The sequence below is a fragment of the Bradyrhizobium sp. CCBAU 25360 genome, assembly GCF_028128695.1.
Lineage (GTDB): Bacteria > Pseudomonadota > Alphaproteobacteria > Rhizobiales > Xanthobacteraceae > Bradyrhizobium > Bradyrhizobium ottawaense.
The window spans coordinates 225,512-244,737 of the sequence record NZ_LBJA01000044.1; the positions used below are offsets into that span (position 1 = coordinate 225,512).

Here is a 19,226-nt window from a genome sequence, read left to right on the forward strand (position 1 = left end):
ACCGTAACTGCGATTAAAGCACGGACGACCGCGTAGGCCCGTCGACGCGCTTCCACTCGTCGTTCTCGTTCTTCACACTTCGCCCGCGTTCTCGACGGGGATGAGTAACCTGAAGACCTACCAACGACGTGATATCGTTGCGGCCCAGCTGTTCCTGCAAATCCTCTCCTTTAATCCGAGCCGGGCCTGCTGCACTTAAAGGCCCCGGAGAGCGCCTTCGCTCATGCAGCTTCGGCTGCAGCTGAAACGTGGGTCTGGCAGTCGGCCGGGCAAACCCTGGCGCACGCACCGCATCCGATGCAGGCACCCTGATCGTCCAAGACCATGATCTTCTTCTCGATCTCATCGTCCTCGTCATTGTCGAGGTCGACAAATTCGCCTTCCTCGTTGATTCCTTTCAAGGTCATGACATCTCGACCGCACACCTTGAAACAGCGGCCACAACCGATGCATTTCTTTGCATCGATCGTGACCAGGTATTGTGGCGTCCAGTCGCGTCCGTCTCGTGTTTGAAACGACATGCATTGCCCCCTCTAGGTATTCTCCAGCGCTTTTAAGGCGCGGCTCGTGCGATCAAGTTCGGCGTAAGAATCGTACGCTTTCTGAGCGACCACCATGATCGAGGTCCAGTTGATGGGTAATTCTTCCGAAAGATCGTGCAAATCCATCTTGGCCTGTATCGCCTTGGCGGACACTTTCCTCAGTTCGGCCTTCAGTGTTTCACGATCGCCCATGAGTGAGTATCCTCAATAGTTTGCCACGTCCGGGAACTTCCGAATCAGGTCGATTCCGTCCCTGACATATTTATCCCCCTCCTGCGCTAACTTGACGAAACTGTCGAATCCGAAGCGATGCACGTCGCGCAGCTGCTTGTTTACGGCGACCAACCGCCCTGCGATGAGCACTATGCGCCCGAAGCCTTCATGATGCAGCTTCAGAATCGGCTGAATCATGACGCCAGTCTCCCTCTCTACCGACAGCGCAACTGCATTGAAGAACAGCTCAAGCCGCCACAGTGTTTTTGGATCGGGATCACCGATAATCGGCAATGCGCGCCGCTTTTCCATGTTCAGGATATAGGGTTCGAGCAGATCACGATCGCTCTTCCCTTCCCAGGCTCCGTTGGTATCCTGAGCACGCCAAATCTTGACCAAATCGATGAGGAATGGCGCGTCGACAAGGCTGGCCTGCTGCTCTATTTTTGTGGTCATATCACCTCATTCATCAAAGTCGAACGTTCTCCGCTGGTCCTTTGCCATGACCTTGCGCAGCCAGGGGGGTGGTGTGCCCTTCAGCACCCGCTCGAGTTTTTCTAGCAACACCAGAATGTTTTCTGGTTTACTCACCTTGATAGGATGAATTTTGTTGGCGACCACTCGCGCAGCCGCTGCACCACCAATGGCAGCGACGTAAAGGATTGCGCAATCTTTGACGGCCTCGATCTTTGGCGCCAACTTATCATCGCTGCCGTCTTCCTTAAGATCGCCCTCAAACTCGATCGCTTCAACAAACACGTGCCCGCCGGGAGCGACATCGTAGATTGCGATATTCTTTGCCCAACCAAAATGAGCATCGACGCGTCTCAGGTCCTGAGTGGCAAACGCAACTTTCATGCAACCGACCTCTCAGTCGCGCCAGCGGAGCTGCGATAGCCTGGGCATAGTGGCAGTCCGCGCGCAGTTCGCCACCTATCTGGCGTAGGCTGATCGTTTTTATCGCGATGCGCGATCACGAGATTAGCGATTTCGAAGATCAGATGACGGGTACCACGATAGCCTACTGACAGCTGGTGTCCCGCGCCAAGTCGATCGAATATCGGAAAACCTGCACGATAGAACGGCACCTTCAGCCGCGCCGCCGCTTGCCTTCCATGCGAATGCGTGATCAGCAGGTCGCAACACCTCTCTTTGGCAAGGTCTTCCAGATCTTCGAGATCGCCAATGATCACCTCCTTGGTCTGGATCCGCTCGATCACCTCCGACTGAGTAGTCGTCACGGCAACGGTCACCTGCGCGCCCATTTCGCTCAGCATGTCGGACAAATCGAGCAGAAGGTCTGGCTCAGCACCGATTGCGAGTTTGCGACCGCCAATATGGAAGTGTGCATCCAGCATGGCATCTGCGAGCTGACTGCGCTGGCGTCGATATTTCAAGGGTATCGGGCGCCCGCTGATCTCGCTCAACAACGTCATGAACTCATCATTCGGACAGAGACCGCACAGCCGTTCGAAGACACGAAAAGGCACGCCGGTCTTTGCCTGCATGACCTCTGCAGCTCGCCGCATCTGCGCGCCGATTGCAATCGTCCAGCCCGCGCGGCCCATATCCGCAATTTCGCCAACGCCGATGCCACCGATGGTCGTTGGCGTAAACTCATCGGGGATATGCCCATCGAGCGATCCCGCCAGGTCAGGGAGGAAGGACGGTGACAACCCGAAATCCTCCAGTATGACACGGAGTTCATCAAGATCGCCGGGCGTGAGGTGACATCCCGGCAGAACATTCACCCTCGATGGATCCCTCAGGCGACTGGCATTTGGCCCATCCACCAGCACCTCCACAATGCGCGCGACAGCCTTCTCCCAGCCGTCCTGGAACGCACCCTTGAAATCAGGTGTCGAGACGTAAACGAGCGGCAACTTTGCGAGTTGCGGATGCTTGCTCCGGATCAGCTTGAGGTAGGCATCCACATCGTCGCCGTTGGTTTCGGTGACACCAGTCGAGCAGATTCCGATGATCTTTGGCTTAGCTCGCTTGTAGATGTTTAGTACCGCCTGCTCGAGGTTCTCATAACCACCAAGTACCGTCGTGACCTCGCTCATCGCGGTGGTCTGCAGCGGTACAGCCTCTTTGAAATGCCGGACAAAGAGCGTGAGCCCGAAGGATGTGCACCCCTGGGAGCCGTGCAGAAGCGGCATCGCCCCGCCCAGCCCCATGAAAGCGAATGCGCCGCCGATCGGCTGGCTCATCTTCAGCGGGTTGACAGCGCAGGCTTTTGTTGGCGCCGTGACGATGGCCATGACGCCTCCCTACTCTGCGGCCTGTCGCATGGCAGATGGCTCGGACGCCAAGATATCCTCGATACGTCTTTGGCAGCAGCCACCGACCGCATTGGTATGCTCCCTGACCGCTTCGACGCTCCTCAGGCGATGCGCGTAGATTGCATCCTCGATCGTGCCCAGATCGACCTTGTTGCACATGCAGATCTTCCTGGCGCGGCGCGACTCTTCGGCGAGCGCCGGATCGGCCAGCGCGGTCGCGGGCGATTGCATCTGCTCCATCGCCTTGGCCAACGCCTCCCATGGCGCCGGTCGACGTAGCTGCTTCCACATCGGACTGGAGAGCGAATTATCGATCTGCTCCACCAGCTTGACCATTCCGACATAGCCCATATAGGCGTGGCAACGCTCCTGGTTGATATCGAGCCAAGGCACCGCCGCTTTCAGCGCGACGAACTGCGACTTGCCGCCCGACAGCATGATGTCCGCTTTTGCGCCCTTTAATATCTCGTACATCTCGCGCGGCGTCATATCCTCGATCATATGGGCTTCATGCCCCATGAGCTCTTTAATGCGCTCCTTATCTTCCTTGGTCGATTTTTTCACACTGGTACCGACTAACTCAAGCCCGGCTTCCTGGAGTGCCGCAACGACCGACCATGACTTGACGCCGCCGGTCACTAACAATGCCTTTTTGCCTTCGAGCCGTGGCTTATACGGCTCGATCGCACCCCAGGCCCACGCTTCCTCGCGCGCGATCACCGTTTCGGTGCGCCCCAGCAGATCTGTTGGGGCGCCGCGTTCGACCAATAAGCGGGCAATCTGCCGTAGCGATTCGCTCGAATCTTGAATACCGTAGAAAGACCCCTCGAAGAATGGAATCCCGTAGCGTTGCTCCATCTTGCGTGCGACGTTGATCATGGACTTTGAGCACACCAACATCGACGCCCGTGCGCGATGAGATGAAGCGACTTCGCGATATTTGCCATCGCCTGAGATGCAGCAGAGAATTCGTACTCCAAGCTCGTCTAGTAATGGCTTGACTTGCCAGAGCTCTCCCGAAAGGTTGTATTCTCCGATCAGATTGATGTCGTACGGGGTGGTGTAGTCCGGTTCTCGCGTACCGATCACATAGTCAAGCAAGGCCTCGCCGGCCAGCTTGTTGCCGAGGTTCTTCGAACCGACGAAGCCCGGAGAATTGATCGGAATCACCGGCTTTGAGAATCTTCTAGATGCCGCCTTGCAGACTGCGTTGATGTCGTCGCCGATCATCGCCGGGATGCAGGTTTGATAAACGAAGATTGCGGACGGATCGTACTTGTCGATGATCTCCTTGATCGACTTGCAAAGCCGCTTCTCGCCTCCGAATACAATATCGGTTTCGCTCAAATCGGTTGTAAATGCGGTGCGCCACAGATCCGAGCCTGACGACGCTGCCCCCCGATTGTCCCAGGAATTGCCCTCGCACGCGATCGGACCATGTACCAAGTGAGCCACGTCGGTGAACGGCTGCAGCGCAACCTTGGCACCATCGAAAGCACAGCCGCCGGCAGCACTACCTGGCTGCAGCTGTTTGGTGCAGCCGTTCCTGCGTTCAGCCTCCGACTTACTGCCATTCTTGGCGCAGCCCGGCTCGTCGAAGATATCCTGGACCCTGGCCGCTAGTGAACTCATCCTGTTTCCTCTCAGGGCGAACAAATTGCAAAGCAACGACCATGCGAACGTGCCATCGCCCATTGCTTGAGCGATGGCACGCGCAGTCGCTCATCAGCGAATGATGTCGAAGCTGTAGTCTGTTTTGCCAAGAACGTTGGTGTTCTTGTCGATCTCGTCGAAGACCTTGTCCAGGATCTTCACCAGCACGTTCAGGCCGCCCTGATAGCCCCATAGGGGGGAACGGTGATGATGATGCCGATCGAAAATCGGAAAGCCGATGCGGATCAGTGGCGTTCCGGTATCGCGCTCCAGGTACTTCCCGTAGGTGTTCCCAATCAGAAAATCGACCGGCTCGGTAAATAGGAGTGAGCGCATATGCCAGAGGTCTCGGCCGGGATAGGCTTGGCAGCCCTGTCCAAATGGCGAGCTTGCAAGCAGCGCCTGCATTTTTTCCTGCCATGCCTTGTTGCCGTTGGTAGACAGCACATGGGTCGGTTCGGCGCCGAGTTCGAGCAGAAACGCAGCCAACCCATAGCAAAGATCCGGATCGCCATAGATCGCGAACTTCTTGCCATGGACATGCGCGCTGGAGTCGGCGATGGCGTCCACCAGGCGGCCACGTTCTAGCGCAAGTTGCTCGGGAATCTCCTTGCCGCTGAGGCGTGACAGCGCGACGATGAAGTCATCCGTTGCAGATAAGCCCACGGGGTAATTGAAGGATACGACGTCCTGGCCATGCTCCGCCACGAATGTCAGCGTCTTTTCCGTGCACCATTGTTGCATGGAGATAGTCGCCTTGGCATGAATCGCGTTCGCGGCATCCTCCAGCGTCGTACCACCGTCATACATCCGGAATTCGCCGTCGGTCGGAGTATCAAAGACTTCCGAATTGTCGGCGAGAACCGTATGCTGGATGCCCATCAATTCCAAGACGCGCTTGATCTCGCGAAGGTTTCCAACGGTATAGCCATCGAAGCCGCCAATGATGTTGATCGCCCCATTCGGTTTGCGCTCAAGCTTCGGCGCTGTCCCGGCCTTGCCGTCCCAAAAGTGCTCCAGAATGCCCTTGAGCGCATTGTCATAGCCCGTCACGTGGCTACCGACGAACGCCGGCGTGTGGGCGAAGGGCACGTCGAAGTCCGCCGGAACTGAGCCTTTTTCTTTCGAAGTCTTGATGAAGGCGTTGAGGTCATCGCCGATCACCTCGGCCATGCAGGTTGTGGAAACCGCAATCATCTTGGGCTTGTACATGTTGTAGCTGTTTGCGAGCCCGTCGATCATGTTGTTCAGACCGCCGAATACGGCTGCGTCTTCCGTCATTGACGAAGAGACACAGGAGCTAGGCTCCTTGAAGTGCCGCGACAAATGACTGCGGTAATAGGCCACACAGCCTTGCGAGCCGTGGACAAAGGGCAACGTACGCTCAAAGCCAACAGAGGCGAATACCGCGCCAAGCGGCTGGCACGCCTTGGCTGGATTTACCGCTAGCGCCTCCCGCGCGAAGTTTTTTTCGCGATATTCGGCGGTTTTCGTCCATTCCTTAATACGTTCGACCTCGGCAGGATCGCGAGGGTTCTCGAATATCTTCTTCTTGGCCAGCATCTGCTGGTATTCTGGACCGCGGAACAGTTCGACATGATCGAGCACGTGCTCGGCACTCTGCGCCATTGGTGAAATCCTTCACTGTCGTCGAGATTGGTATCGCCTCGGCTTTCCCGAGCGTTGATTTGCTTTATTCGGCAGCCTGGAGCTTGGCGCTCGAAGCTTCCTTCCAGGGGGCCTTCGTTTTCTTCCAAACCGGCGAATTGACCGCCATGTCCATGTCGCGGGCAAAGATCGCGAATCCGTCATAGCCGTGATATGGACCCGAATAGTCCCAAGAGTGCATCTGCCGGAACGGCACACCCATCTTTTGAAAAACGTACTTTTCCTTGATACCCGACCCGACAAGGTCAGGCTGGAGCTTTTCGACGAAGCGCTCGAACTCATAGCCATTGACGTCATCGTAGATAAGCGTGCTGTCCTTCACGTAGTGCTGAGCTGTGCGCTGATAGTCGTCGTTGTGACCGAACTCGTATCCGGTGCCAATGACTTCCATCCCCAGGTCCTCATATGCGCCGATAACATGACGCGGACGGAGCCCGCCGACGTACAGCATCACGGTCTTGCCCTCCAAGCGAGGCCGATATTTAGCGATCACCGCGCTCGCGAGCGGCTGATACTTCTCGATTACCCGCTCGGCGCCTTCCTTGATCTTGTCGTCGAAATAGCCCGCAATCTTGCGCAATGACTCTGCGATCTTTGATGGTCCGAAGAAATTGTACTCGCACCACGGAATACCGAACTTCTCTTCCATGTGGCGTGAGATGTAGTTCATTGAACGGTAGCAATGCAGAATGTTGAGCTTTGCCTTCGGCGTTGCTTCGAGCTCAGCGAGTGAGCCGTCGCCGGACCACTGCGCGATTACCCGCAGACCCATCTCCTCCAGCAGAATTCGGGATGACCAGGCGTCCCCGCCGATATTGTAGTCTCCGATAATCGCAACATCGTACGGCGTCGGCTCGAACTTGGGTTTGGCATCGTCCTCGAGATGACCGAAAATCCAATCGCGCACCGCATCGTTCGCAATGTGATGGCCCAGTGACTGCGACACGCCTCGGAAGCCCTCACAACGGACCGGCACGATGGTCTTGCCTCCATACTCCTTGGATTTTGCTCGTGACACGGCTTCGATATCGTCGCCGATCAATCCGATCGGGCATTCCGATTGGATCGTGACGCCGTTGTTGAGCGGAAACAGCTCTTGGATTTCATCAAGAATTTTGACCAGTTTTTTGTCGCCGCCGAATACGATGTCCTTTTCCTGGAAGTCGGAGGTGAACTGTAGGGTCACGAAGCTATCGATACCTGTGGTGCCAACGTAATAGTTGCGACGCGAGCCCCACGAATACTGACCGCAGCCGACCGGGCCGTGGCTGATGTGAACCATGTCCTTGATTGGTCCCCAGACCACCCCCTTTGACCCCGCATAGGCGCAGCCTCTGATCGTCATCACGCCGGGTATGGATTTGATGTTGGACTTGACGCCGCAGTCTGACTTTCCGGCCTGGTGAACATTGAGGTGCTTGGCACGCCGTTTCGCGGTTTTCTCCGGATAGACCCTCAGCACCTCCTCGATCAGCTCTTTGTTGCGAGCCCTGATTTCTGCGATGCTCTGGGTCGTGGCGAGACTCATCTGATGTCCTTCAAAGGTTAGCTGTTGCGAGGGCGGCTTCTTGATCCAAGACTTTTGCAACCAGCATGCCAGCGTCTCCTGAGCACCAAAACCGCAACAATCAAAGCTACTTACCGCACCTCATGCGGTGACAAGGCCGTTGTTACGAATCCGACATGGCGCTTTCGCAGAGAACTCTTGGTGTGGCCCCGTTCGAAATTGAACAAGGTGAGCTCTGCCTGAAAACTCCCACCCGGTTCTGGAGCCTATGCGCGATTGCAGTGCTCTGCGATTGAAGGAAGAAAGTCGGCAGCAAGGCCGGCTGGCCGACACAGGCTTACCAATGCTTCTATACTTACCTACAGATGCTCGCTTGCTGCGATGATGATGACGTGTACGATCCGAAGCTGCAGAGCTCAACGCGAGCTGCCTTGCCACGTGAACGCTCGCCAGGTTACGCGAGCAGTTGCCACGCCCTGACAAGGACACGCACAACACATCGATCTCTTCGCGTGTATTGTAAAGCCCAAGGGACACACGGCACGTCGCCAGCAGGCCGAAGCACTTGAGCAGCGGCATCGCACAGTGCGGCCCGCACGGCTAAACCGGCAAGGTCAAGGATGGTGGCAATATCATGCGCATGTGTTCTTCACTTCAAACGAAATGATCGACCCTTCTCGGCCGGCGTCCCGATCATGCGCACGAAGTTGATGGCCTGAGCCCCTCCTCCGGGTAAGCGACCAGTATCTTCTCGGGCGCGGGTGGAGAATTCCTGCTCGCCGCGCGCCTTGCCCTGGGCGTTCAGTGCCCCCCGCAGGAAGTTCATTGTAGTCACGCCGGAAACTCGACAGGTTCTAGAATGCCAGGAACACGCCTTGGCGCCTCAACCCGCCGGCGAATCGGTCTGGCGCAGGGTCGTCACCCAGATCACGCTCGCCACCTGTTGGGTCGGGTTGTCGAACATGTGCGGCACGATGCTCGGAAAGCGAAAGCTGTCGCCGGTGTCCAGCACATGGGCTTGGTTGTCGAGCCACAGCCGCAGGCTGCCCGCGAGGATGTAGCCTGCCTTCTCGCCGGTGTGCTGCAGGAAGTCGGCGCCGGAGGAGGCGCCGGGGTTGAGCGTGAGCTCGTAGAGCTCGAGCTGGCCCTTGCCTTCCGGGGTCAGCGCTTCCTTGACGACGCCGCTGGCGGTGAGCCGCAGCAGCCGCCGATTGGACTTGCGCACGATGTAGCGCGGCGCTTCGGCGGGATCGCTGCTCTCGAAGAAATAGGAGATGGGGACGTCGAGCGCGAGGCCGAGCAGGCGCAGCGTGCGGATCGACGGCATCGCGCGTGCGCGTTCGAGCTGGCTGATCATGCCGGTGGACAGGCCGGTCTTGTTGGCGACGTCCTGGATCGAGAGGCCGGCGCGCTGCCGCAGCAGCCGCACGGTTTCACCCAGGCGCTGGTCGACCGCGTCGTCAGCTTCGATCGCCGAAGCGGCCTTGGTGCCGTTGGTATCGCCGCGACCATCCATGTCGCTCTCCCATGCATTCATTTCAGCCTCGGGCATCTCGCCTCGTGGCTTCAGTCGGAGTGAAAAGCGGACTCACTCTAACAATGTGGCGACGGCTGTATTTAGTCGTGAAGAACTTCTGCTAGAACAATTTAGAAGTACTAAAGCCCACGCCCCTTTGCCGGGGTCTCGGGGCGCGGCGCTCGTTACGTCGCAACACTCTACGAGCGGCTCGCGCAAGTCACCACGAACTCGAGGCTAGCAAGTGAGAAAAACAGGAGACGGATAGGAAAGGCGGCTGTGTCGATAGCGTCTTCATTATGTTTCGTGCGGGAGCTCCTCTCGTCGGCTACCCGACCTTTGCCGGCACGCACGTATCGGGCACCGGGCAAACGACGGCGCATTGTGGCGCGTCAAAATGCCCTTCACATTGGGTACACTGGGACGGATTGATCACATATATGTCGTTCTTCAGGCTGATCGCAGCATTGGGACACTCGAACTCACACGCACCGCAGACGGTGCACTGGGATGCGATTATCTTGTAAGCCATCACTGCGATTCCATAAAAAAGGTGCGGGACAGCTTCTTGCTATCAAGTCTTGTGCCAGACAGTTTGAGCTTGATTCGTCTGAAGTATTTTCGATAACGCAAATCGCCGCCTCGACACGCTGTCGCAAATCCTACAAGGGCGTGGCGGCTTGATCTCGATGCTTGATTTGCGCATGGTCAATTCACATCAATTAGCGATCAGATGAACCAGCTTCGCCAGACTCAGCGGAACGATCTGAGATGCTCCCCAACGCCCGCCGTGCCACGGCTAAGATCGATGCGCCGCGCGGCATCATAGAGTTCTCCGCCCGTCTAACCCAGAGCGCATCTTGTTAGTTCCACTCACCGGGACAGCCGCCGCTTACGCGACGGATCACGGGCAACAACCGGCAGGTCCTCACCAGTCCGCCTCGCCACAGCCAGTCAGAAGGCCGCGGCGGCCGCTCCAGATACAATCACACCCGTGATGCGCGTCCCTCTCGGGGCCCGCGGGACGCATTTTCAGTTGCCCCGTATTGCCGGCAAACCGGCATTCACATGCGCTTTATGGGGCAAAAGTACACTTTCTCCCCTCGCGCGGGCGGCTGAAGTCAGGTGTTCGTCTGGTGATCCTCCGTACGCTTCGCGGTCAGAGTAGATGCCGGCAGCGGTCAGCCGATTAATGTGGCCGAAAAAAAAGCCACCCAAAGGATGGCTTAGTCACGGAGGGAACAGCCATGAGGGCCTCTGGGATCACGCCGCAGCCTGTTCGATCGGTGAGAAGGGCAGCCCGAGGCTTTCGGCCACCGCTTTGTAAGTTAGCCGGCCCCGATGGACGTTGAGGCCTGCGCGCAAATGTGGATTGTCCAGTACGGCGGAAAACCCCTTGTTGGCCAGAGCCAAACCAAACGGCAGAGTTGCGTTATTCAGTGCTTGACTCGACGTCAGCGGAACGGCGCCGGGCATATTGGCCACGCAATAATGAATAATGCCATCTACTTCGTAAGTTGGATCAGCGTGAGTGGTTGGGTGTGATGTCTCAAAGCAGCCGCCCTGATCGATAGCGACGTCCACGAGTACCGCCCTCTTGCGCATCGAGCTCAGCATGCTCCGGCGGACCAGCTTCGGCGCGCTCGCACCTGGAACGAGCACGGCACCAATCACCACATCGGCCGCCAATACCTCTTCCTCTACGGACTCGATGGTTGAAAACCTGGTGCGAACGCGTCCTTCGAATAGCTCGTCCAGCTCGCGGAGCCGGATTAACGAACGATCGATGATGGTCACTTCTGCGCCGAGACCGACCGCCATGCGTGCCGCGTGCGTACCGACGACGCCACCTCCGATCACCACGATTCGGGCAGGCTGAACACCGGGCACCCCACCGATCAGCAGCCCTCGTCCGCCTGTACTCCGCTTTAGGGCGCTACCCGCCGCTTCGACCGCAAGCCTACCCGCGACCTCGCTCATCGGCGCCAGCAGTGGAAGACCACCATGCGCATCAGTTACCGTCTCATAGGCGATCGCGGTGCATCCAGATTCCAGGAGGCCGGTAACCTGGTCCAGGTCGGGAGCCAGATGCAGATAAGTGAAGAGGATATGATTCTCACGCAGCTGAGACCATTCGGACGGCTGAGGCTCCTTGACCTTTACGATCATCTCGCTCAAGGCGAATACCTCAACGGCGGAAGTTAGAATCGTTGCGCCAGCATTGCGATAATCGTCGTCGGTTGCACCAATGCCAGCGCCCGCATTGGTCTCGATCATCACGCTGTGGCCTGCTGCCACATATTCGCGGGCAGCTCCAGGAGTAAGGCCCACGCGATATTCGTGCGCCTTGATTTCCTTTGGGACTCCGACCTTCATTTGAAAACTCCCTGCCTGACGCGCCCTTCATATCGGAAGCGAGCAGCGATATCGCGACGCAGCCGATAAAATCCTGCAGGAATTCAGCGATAATTGACAGGCTTCGCAGGATTTCAAACCCACGGGTGCCGAGCGGACCGTGGGAGCTTGCTCCCTGAACTTAACACGTCGACACGCGCGATAGTGATAAATCGTTCCGAATTGCTGTTCCGGCTCCGTGCGGAAGGTTCTTGCAGACCTCGTCGAGAACCACCGGTAAGAGGCAGTGCTGGGGTCATCCAACATCTGGCGATCTCCCTCATTTTCCGCAGCTAGCGTAGATTTCGCGTTGGAAAGCCTCACTTCAAACACTACTCAAAGTAGATTATTCAAGCGGTCACCACGGAAAAGGAAGCTGACAAGACGCAAAAAGCAGATGTCTGTTTGACGCTTCGCGTTGCTTTTTTCTTGAATTGAATAAAGAGCGACGCCCGGCTGCAGTGACGCCGATGAACCACTGCAGCCTGATGCTTTTGCTTTGCGTCCGACGCATCTGAGGCGACGCATCGCGTCGCGCGCTCGATGCTCGAACGGGGGAGGTCCGGATCGGACGGCAGGGCCAGGTCCCTCAACCCGGCACAGCCGGTCCATTTATCTAAGCATGCCTCAGACTGCCCGACCTTCGCACGCTAGCGCGATTGCGCTCTCTGTCGCGCAAACGCGTAGACCGGATTGATACCACAATAGGCGTAGGTGCCGGATGCAGTGGCCATACACTGCTCATAGGTCGAGAACTGGCAATTGCCCGGATATCCCCAGGTACGTCCCTGCAGACAATATACGTCCTGCGGGGCCGAGGGGATGTACGAGCGCCCCCGCGAAGCCGCGCTCGAAGCCGATCCAAAGCTGACGACCATGGGGATTGCAAGCACACCGATAAACAGAAGATTGCGCATGATCTCGCCTCCGCTAATTCTTGCCGAAGGATAGAGGATTCGGATTTTATGCTCTGATCCTAGTCAATGGCAAATAGCCGGTCGCCATCGTGGGACGATCACCTTACTCTAGAAACTCAAGTGACAGCGCTCCGAGTTCAGAGCAGCAATCCGGCTGCTTCCAGAGCAGAACGCATTTTTCCGGCGTGATGGGCTGCATTTCGGGGCAAAGAAACGAGGGAAGTAGCGAATCGGCATATTACGCGCACTCGCGCATGCGCATTGTAGCGATCAGACCGCCTGACTCACTGCGCTTCGAGCGCGAGAAATTGATTGGGCGATTGCTTTCCGCGGATATCGTCGTGGCCAGCGGCCAAGCGCCCCGTTTACAGGCCGAACATATGACCGCACCGTCGTCCCTTGTTCAACCAGAGAAAGATCTGCAGCCGGGCCGTTCCAAAGATGAATCAGAGCCCCTTTTGGACGCCGGTAGGGGTTCGATTCCAGTGCCGATTAACTCTAGAGGCTATTCTCAGGAGAGGGCGGCCACGGCATTCACTCTTTCCCATATTTCAACGGATATTGGATTTGTCGTCGATGCCCTCCGGCACGATCATGTGGATGTGCGGATGGTGGTTCAGCGCCGTACCCGAGGAATGCAGCACCGCGGTGATGCGGATACGTGCGCCGAGATGCTCGGAATTTGCGGGGATGATCGTCATCGCCTCGGGAGCCTCTTGGAACGGCAGGCCATAAGTGCCGATCGCACCGGATAATCGGCATCACTAGCGGACCTGAACCCGCGGTAAGCGCGCCCCAGGCAAGCGGATGACGATCTGGCTGTCCGTGATGTTGACGACTTCCTTGCGCTTTCTTCCGTCATCGTACCGCAATTCGAACGTCACTCTCGATGCAGACGGGGTAAAGGGCTCAGGCGTAAGGCTGATCCACCCCTCCCCCAAATTCAGAATGATCGGTCGATCCGCCCGGAATCGGGCGTCGAGCAGCACCAAGTCCAATCGGAAGGACTGGAGCCGCACGTTGAGCCGTCGACGCACGCCATCATGTGGCCAAATACGCAGGGTGTGAGCGAGCGTCTTCATGATGCCACCGTGACAAACCTGCCCAAAGATGGGATCATCGGCAACGATCGTCGCAGCAGCGCGGATCGCCCCACAAAATCCCAGGTCGATCTCGCACGAGTAATACCACGCTCCACGGTGATGCGGCTGACCGAGCCATGTGGTCCCGCTCGGCGCCGGCTCGAAGCCGCCACCGGCCGCGCCGTCATTCTCCTCGCCCGGATACCAGTAGCCATGACCGGCCGACGCCGGGCCGCTGTTCAGCAAAGCCCACGCGCTGAGTTGTGACGCATAGCCGAGACGAAGGAGCGGATGCGGGTCGTCTGCATCATTCAGCGCATGATCAAGCAGCGCCCAGCCACCCATCTGCGCCATGTAAGTTAGCGTATAGGCGTCGCCCGCAGTGCGACGATAATCGCTGCCCAGGTAGTAATACGCAGGTTCCAGCCAGCCACGGCAGAACAGATTTGCAGCGATCTGACGCTCCGCGAAGGCACGCGCTGCCGCCTTCGAAACCCCCATGGCGACAGGGTCGTCAAGAGCCGAGCGCGCCAGTGCCTGCGTTGATTCGAAGGCTGTGGAATCGAACGGATATTCAGACTTGAACAGGTCCGCCTTCGGATCGACGACGGCGCGCACCTTACGTGCCCAGTGCGCCTCCAACGTCGCCGCCTCGCGCGTCAAGCCCGCCGTCGTGAGCGCCGAAACCAGTTCGGGGATCACACATTCGTTGCAGATGCCGGTGCGGTAGGCAGACCACATCACCACGCGCATCGGCACCGTGAACATGGCCAGCGCCGTACCGTAGGCGCGTATCAAATAATCTCGTGCGCTCTGGCGGGTGGGTATCGCGGGATGGTCACGCGCGATGCGGTGCATGGCCAAATACGTTGCGAAGATGTGCGGATAGTCATAAGGCCGCCAGATATGCAGGCGGCCCTTTGGGCCGGGATCGCTGCTCTCCCTGTTCTGCTTCCAATCGGGTATGCCATAGAGGCTGTAGGCGTATGCCTCCTGTGTAGTACGTTGCAGCCCGCCCCAGACGAACGTATCTATATACCGATCTAGCGCCGCCACTTCCGCCACATCAGGATGCTCGGCATTCTTCGTCGCGAGATAGGCGGGCTTGCTCAGCCCGGGATCGTCGCACGTCACCTCGTAGATGCGCCAGCCCTTGATCCGGTCGTAATTGTCCGGGCCAAGCAGGACCTGCGTCTCCATATTCCACTCGCCAAACAAACCGTCGTACCATTTGGACGGGTCACGATGCTGCCGCTTCACGATGAAGGTTGCGCGCTTCTTCATCATCGTCTCGACGGGCTCGGTAGCGAAGAATTCAAGAAAGGTCTGGCGTGCACCCGGCTGGTGCAGGGTCAGCCGGTTCTCTCCCAATCGCGAAAAGCGAATCCGCCACAGTCGCCTGCCAGCCCGATCCGGCAACCGTTGCACCATCGTATCGTCGGTAAATTCCGCTTCGATTCGCTCCACCGGAATGGAGGACGCGAGCGCGATGTCGACATGCAGGTCGTTGGGAACCGTCATGCCCGGCGTTACTTCCACGTCCACCAGACCGGCGTCTGCGATAGCCCTGCGCGCCGCCTCGTAATCGGCAACCCACTGGAAGCGGAGACGGTAACGCCGTTGCTCGGTCGGCGACAGGAACAGGGAATGGGTCGGCTGGCGCCAGCGAGTCCCGCCCGCCCCTGCCTCGCCGGCGGCCGCCCCGGCTAAGATGTAGGCGCACCACGTACCACTGGCTTCGGCCGAATCCTTATGGACATTCCAATATTCCAGTGACGTGTCCGCTTCCGGTAAGAGCATGAGGAAGGGACCGATGCTGTTGCCGCGAATCCAGAAGATGTGCGATCCATGCCCCGAGATGAAGCTGTGCTTCAAAACAGCCACCGATACCGGTTGTCCTGCCGGAAATTCGGTGTTCATCGGCATGGGTAAATATAGGTCGCCAACCTCCACGCTCGCCATGCCATCGTTCCGCAGCATGATCTCCCACGTCAATCCAGCCTCATCGACTGCGAGGCGGGTCGTGAGAAGGACGCCAGCATCGCGGGCTGCTAGTTCAAGGGCCGCGCTATGCATCGGCCTCGTTGCATCAGCGCCGGTTCGAAGCGTATGCCACTCGGATCCGGCACGCCGAACTCTAGCGTGAGCCGCCCCCAGCACGGCTCCAGGCAGGACATAATCCGTGTCATACGCATCGTTACGATAACGCAACGAGGTGATGCCGTCTTGTGTGCACCCCACGACGAAGGGAGAGTCGGCGGCCTTCAACACCATGAAAACCTTGCGCTGCGGCCGATTGGGGTAGGCACCGTAACGCCCCCGAACAACGCGCTACCCAAGACGCTACTGCCCAACAGCATCGTACGACGCGTATACGTCCAGGCTTCAGACATGCCTTTGGTCTTCGCCATCAACCGTATCCCGTATCGCTATTAGGAGCTGGAGCCGATATCCAACAGGCGAACTTCTCGCCGGACCTCCGTGCAGTCGTGGATCATCCCTGTGGCGGCAAGTTGGCAGCCACAGGCTCGCCCTCGAGAGTTACGCTCGTTCTGCGGGCGACGACCTTCCGCTCCGCCTCTTCTGCTGCTGAGACTGGCTGTATGGGAGTCCGCGACAGTTAGGGCGGATTCGGTTGCTGCTCGTGGAAGTTCTGGCCGTGCACGATCAGCGTTGTGCCGATCGAGCGCCTTCTCGAGGAACAGGGTCGCAACCATGGGAAGCCAAGCGCTACCCGCGGGCGCGGGTTAACTTATCGGGACGATGGCTTTGGGGATTGGGGCGTCCACACGCCGCGTAGAAGTTTCAGATAGCCTCGCTTGCAGGGCGGTGAAATCATGAATGACCCGGTTAGCCTTGCGGCGGGCATGCGAATCCTTCCACTCGACCGAAGGAGGGTGGGTGTGGTCGGAAGCGAGCACCTTCGCTGCCACGTCTTGCGGGCCACCGCCGAGGCCGTGGAGGTCGAAGGCGTGAAGGAATTTTATCAGTGGAGGTTTCTGAAACGACATCAGCCGCAGAATACGCTCCTCTTCAACAGATCCGAGGCAATTGTTCGCCCCACAGCCAGTCGACGACGCGTCGGCCGCCGAAACCGGTGGTCATCTGCACAAATTTGTGATCGTCAGCCACCGCCTCGCCAATGTCAGCTGCATCGGACGCGAGCGGGTGCGCCTTCATGGCAGCAAGCACGGCATCGGCCGATTCAGGCGCGACGATCGCAACGAGCTTGCCCTCATTGGCGACATGGATCGGCTCTAGTCCAAGAAGTTCGCAGGCAGCCGCAACCGCAGGCTTCACCGGAATGGTTGATTCCTGCAAATGGAACCCAACGTCGGATTGATGCGCAATCTCGTTGAGAGCCGCAGCGAGCCCGCCGCGCGTGGGGTCGCGCATCACGCGGATGCCGCCAGGGCCGGCGGCAAGCATGACCGCTACGAGATCATGCAAGGCGGCTGAGTCCGAGACGATTTCGGTTTGAAAAGCGACGTTCTGACGTTTTGACATAATCGCCACTCCATGGTCGCCGAGGCTTCCGGACACCAGCACACGATCGCCGACCCTTACCTTGTCGGCGGACAGATCCAGCCCATCGGCCACAAACCCGATCCCGGCCACAGAGATGAACAGACCGTCTGCTTTGCCGCGCTCGACGACTTTGGTGTCTCCAGCAATGATGTGAACGCCGCCCCCGCGAGCTGCCGCGCCCATCGAATCCGCGATCGTCTTCAGATCCGAAAAATGGAAACCCTCCTCGATGATAAAGCTGGCTGACAGATAGAGCGGACGCGCACCGGACATCGCGACATCATTAATCGTGCCGTGCACAGCCATTGACCCGATATTGCCGCCGGGAAAGAAAAGAGGGGTAACCACATAGCCGTCCGTCGTCATCACCATCCTGCCTGCCGAAACATCAAACGCCGCCTGGTCATTGCAGCGAGCGAGCCATTCATTACCGAAGGCTTGGTGAAAAAGGTCGGAGATCAGCTGTGCCATGGCACGCCCCCCGGATCCGTGGGACAGTTCAACGCGCCCGCTCTTTACGTCGAGCTTACGTGGATAGGCTTTCATGCTCATGACCTTTGCCTCACCTGTTCACCGCGAACTCGGCCATAGGTCCAATACGCCGCACAAGCGCCTTCTGATGATACCATGCAGGCCCCTATGGGCGTTTCCGGCGTGCAGATCTTTCCAATCAACTTGCAATCGGCCGGCCGTTTGGCGCCACGCAGGATCGCGCAGCACTCGCACGCCGGATTGTCTGCGACAGGCATGTCATGGATCGCGAAACGCGTCTCGGCGTCGAATTTTGCGTAAGACCGCTTCAGCTTCAGTCCGCTGTTGGGTACGAGCCCGAGCCCACGCCATTCAAACTGATCACGCAGTTCGAATACTTGCGACACCTCGCCCTTGGCGCGCAGATTGCCTTCGCGTGTCACTGCACGGCGGTATTGGTTTTCTACCTCGTAGCGGTGTTGATTCACCTGCCGCACCAGCATCAATATAGCTTGCAACACGTCGAGTGGTTCAAATCCCGCGACTACGATCGGCTTCTCGAACTGTTCTGCCAGTGGCTCGTAAGGCTGCGTACCGATAATAGTGCTGACATGCGCAGGCCCGACGAAGCCGTCAATTGGGACGCCGCCGGTGTTGCGGATCTTCGGGTTCTCGAGAATGCTGTGCATCGCAGAGGGTGTAAGCACGTGATTGCAGAACACGCTCAGGCCATCCAACCGCTTGCTCTCGGCAATCCGGATCATGACCGCCGTTGGGGGCGTCGTGGTCTCAAAACCGATGGCAAAGAAGACCACCTCGCGGCCCGGTATCTGTTCGGCAAGCCGGATAGCGTCCAGCGTCGAGTAAACCATCCGAATGTCAGCGCCCAGCGCTTTGGCTCGCAACAGAGACTGTCCTTGCGACCCGGGAGCACGCATTAAGTCGCCGTAGACGCAGAGAGTGACCTCTGGTCGCTCGACGAGCCGGATCGCCATGTCGATTCGGCTCGCGGGCAGAACGCAGACGGGACAACCGGGCCCGTGGATCATCCGGACGTTCGCGGGCAGCAGATCCTCGAGGCCGTAGCGGGAGATCGCATGAGTGTGTCCGCCGCAAAATTCCATGAACCGATAGGTTCTTTGCGAACTGACCTCAGCGTCAATCGCACGCGCAAGTCCCTGCGCGATGGTCTTGTCGCGAAATTCATCAGAATATTTCATGATCGGCATTCCTGCTCGGCGGTGCTTAGCTCCTGCAGGAGCTCCAGCGTGCGCTTGGCTTCCGCCTGATCGATCTTAGCGAGCGCATAGCCGGCATGGACGAGGACGCAATCGCCGACATCGAGCTCGTCGACGAGAGCAATCGATATCTCCAAGCTGATGCCATCGATAGACACGAGAGCCATGTCGCTGGATAGAATTTTAGCGATCTTCGCCGGAACCGAAAGACA

At 58.2% G+C, this 19,226-nt stretch carries 18 protein-coding genes and 2 pseudogenes; all 20 read right to left on the reverse strand.

The features are described 5' to 3' along the window. Positions 1-221 precede the first annotated feature (221 nt). The 20 genes and pseudogenes from fdxB to XH81_RS31530 all read right to left on the reverse strand — a co-directional run bounded on the left by fdxB (position 222) and on the right by XH81_RS31530 (position 19,181). Positions 222-521, reverse strand: coding sequence for a ferredoxin III, nif-specific (gene fdxB, locus XH81_RS31440; RefSeq protein WP_271596648.1), 300 nt, complete (start codon positions 519-521; stop codon positions 222-224). A 12-nt stretch (positions 522-533) separates the two neighbouring features. Then, a complete protein-coding gene (locus XH81_RS31445; protein WP_271596649.1) occupies positions 534-734 on the reverse strand; it encodes a CCE_0567 family metalloprotein in 201 nt (66 codons plus the stop codon). A gap of 12 nt (positions 735-746) precedes the next feature. Then, the gene (locus tag XH81_RS31450) at positions 747-1,211 is read right to left on the reverse strand and encodes a NifX-associated nitrogen fixation protein (protein WP_271596650.1); all 465 of its coding nucleotides are present in this window, start codon (positions 1,209-1,211) and stop codon (positions 747-749) included. A gap of 6 nt (positions 1,212-1,217) precedes the next feature. Further along, the gene (nifX, locus tag XH81_RS31455) at positions 1,218-1,613 is read right to left on the reverse strand and encodes a nitrogen fixation protein NifX (protein WP_271596651.1); all 396 of its coding nucleotides are present in this window, start codon (positions 1,611-1,613) and stop codon (positions 1,218-1,220) included. Beyond that, positions 1,610-3,019, reverse strand: a complete 1,410-nt coding sequence (gene nifN, locus XH81_RS31460; RefSeq protein ID WP_271596652.1) for a nitrogenase iron-molybdenum cofactor biosynthesis protein NifN — start codon at positions 3,017-3,019, stop codon at positions 1,610-1,612. Before nifN ends, nifX begins: the two co-directional genes overlap by 4 nt. Positions 3,020-3,028: 9 nt before the next feature. Continuing rightward, a complete protein-coding gene (nifE, locus tag XH81_RS31465; protein ID WP_271596653.1) occupies positions 3,029-4,672 on the reverse strand; it encodes a nitrogenase iron-molybdenum cofactor biosynthesis protein NifE in 1,644 nt (547 codons plus the stop codon). Between the two features lie 93 nt (positions 4,673-4,765). Further along, positions 4,766-6,322, reverse strand: a complete 1,557-nt coding sequence (nifK, locus tag XH81_RS31470) for a nitrogenase molybdenum-iron protein subunit beta (protein WP_271596654.1) — start codon at positions 6,320-6,322, stop codon at positions 4,766-4,768. Positions 6,323-6,386: 64 nt separating this feature from the next. After that, positions 6,387-7,889: a nitrogenase molybdenum-iron protein alpha chain gene (nifD, locus tag XH81_RS31475; RefSeq protein ID WP_271596655.1), complete on the reverse strand. Its 1,503-nt coding sequence runs from the start codon at positions 7,887-7,889 to the stop codon at positions 6,387-6,389. Positions 7,890-8,009: 120 nt separating this feature from the next. Beyond that, positions 8,010-8,447, reverse strand: a complete 438-nt coding sequence (locus XH81_RS31480) for a hypothetical protein (protein WP_271596656.1) — start codon at positions 8,445-8,447, stop codon at positions 8,010-8,012. A 181-nt stretch (positions 8,448-8,628) separates the two neighbouring features. Next, positions 8,629-8,746, reverse strand: a pseudogene (gene sufC / locus XH81_RS31485) (Fe-S cluster assembly ATPase SufC); the annotation flags it as partial. A gap of 5 nt (positions 8,747-8,751) precedes the next feature. After that, positions 8,752-9,384, reverse strand: a complete 633-nt coding sequence (locus XH81_RS31490) for a cupin domain-containing protein (protein WP_271596657.1) — start codon at positions 9,382-9,384, stop codon at positions 8,752-8,754. Between the two features lie 328 nt (positions 9,385-9,712). Continuing rightward, positions 9,713-9,916: a 4Fe-4S binding protein gene (locus tag XH81_RS31495; protein WP_036014930.1), complete on the reverse strand. Its 204-nt coding sequence runs from the start codon at positions 9,914-9,916 to the stop codon at positions 9,713-9,715. Between the two features lie 731 nt (positions 9,917-10,647). Further along, positions 10,648-11,760, reverse strand: a complete 1,113-nt coding sequence (gene ald, locus XH81_RS31500; RefSeq protein ID WP_271596658.1) for an alanine dehydrogenase — start codon at positions 11,758-11,760, stop codon at positions 10,648-10,650. Between the two features lie 668 nt (positions 11,761-12,428). Then, positions 12,429-12,695, reverse strand: a complete 267-nt coding sequence (locus tag XH81_RS31505; RefSeq protein WP_271596659.1) for a DUF3551 domain-containing protein — start codon at positions 12,693-12,695, stop codon at positions 12,429-12,431. A 578-nt stretch (positions 12,696-13,273) separates the two neighbouring features. Next, a pseudogene (locus tag XH81_RS31510) lies at positions 13,274-13,375 on the reverse strand (transposase); the annotation flags it as partial. An 84-nt stretch (positions 13,376-13,459) separates the two neighbouring features. Further along, positions 13,460-15,772: a DUF5695 domain-containing protein gene (locus XH81_RS31515; RefSeq protein ID WP_271596661.1), complete on the reverse strand. Its 2,313-nt coding sequence runs from the start codon at positions 15,770-15,772 to the stop codon at positions 13,460-13,462. 752 nt (positions 15,773-16,524) lie between these two features. Further along, complete coding sequence (locus XH81_RS38620; protein WP_333913910.1) at positions 16,525-16,788, reverse strand: DNA -binding domain-containing protein; 264 nt, start codon at positions 16,786-16,788, stop codon at positions 16,525-16,527. Between the two features lie 22 nt (positions 16,789-16,810). Beyond that, positions 16,811-17,857 (reverse strand): hydrogenase expression/formation protein HypE, encoded by a 1,047-nt coding sequence (gene hypE, locus XH81_RS31520; protein WP_271596662.1) that lies wholly within the window; start codon positions 17,855-17,857, stop codon positions 16,811-16,813. Further along, a complete protein-coding gene (hypD, locus tag XH81_RS31525) occupies positions 17,854-18,996 on the reverse strand; it encodes a hydrogenase formation protein HypD (RefSeq protein WP_271596663.1) in 1,143 nt (380 codons plus the stop codon). Before hypD ends, hypE begins: the two co-directional genes overlap by 4 nt. After that, positions 18,993-19,181: a HypC/HybG/HupF family hydrogenase formation chaperone gene (locus tag XH81_RS31530; protein ID WP_257187456.1), complete on the reverse strand. Its 189-nt coding sequence runs from the start codon at positions 19,179-19,181 to the stop codon at positions 18,993-18,995. Before XH81_RS31530 ends, hypD begins: the two co-directional genes overlap by 4 nt. Between the last annotated feature and the right edge of the window lie 45 nt (positions 19,182-19,226).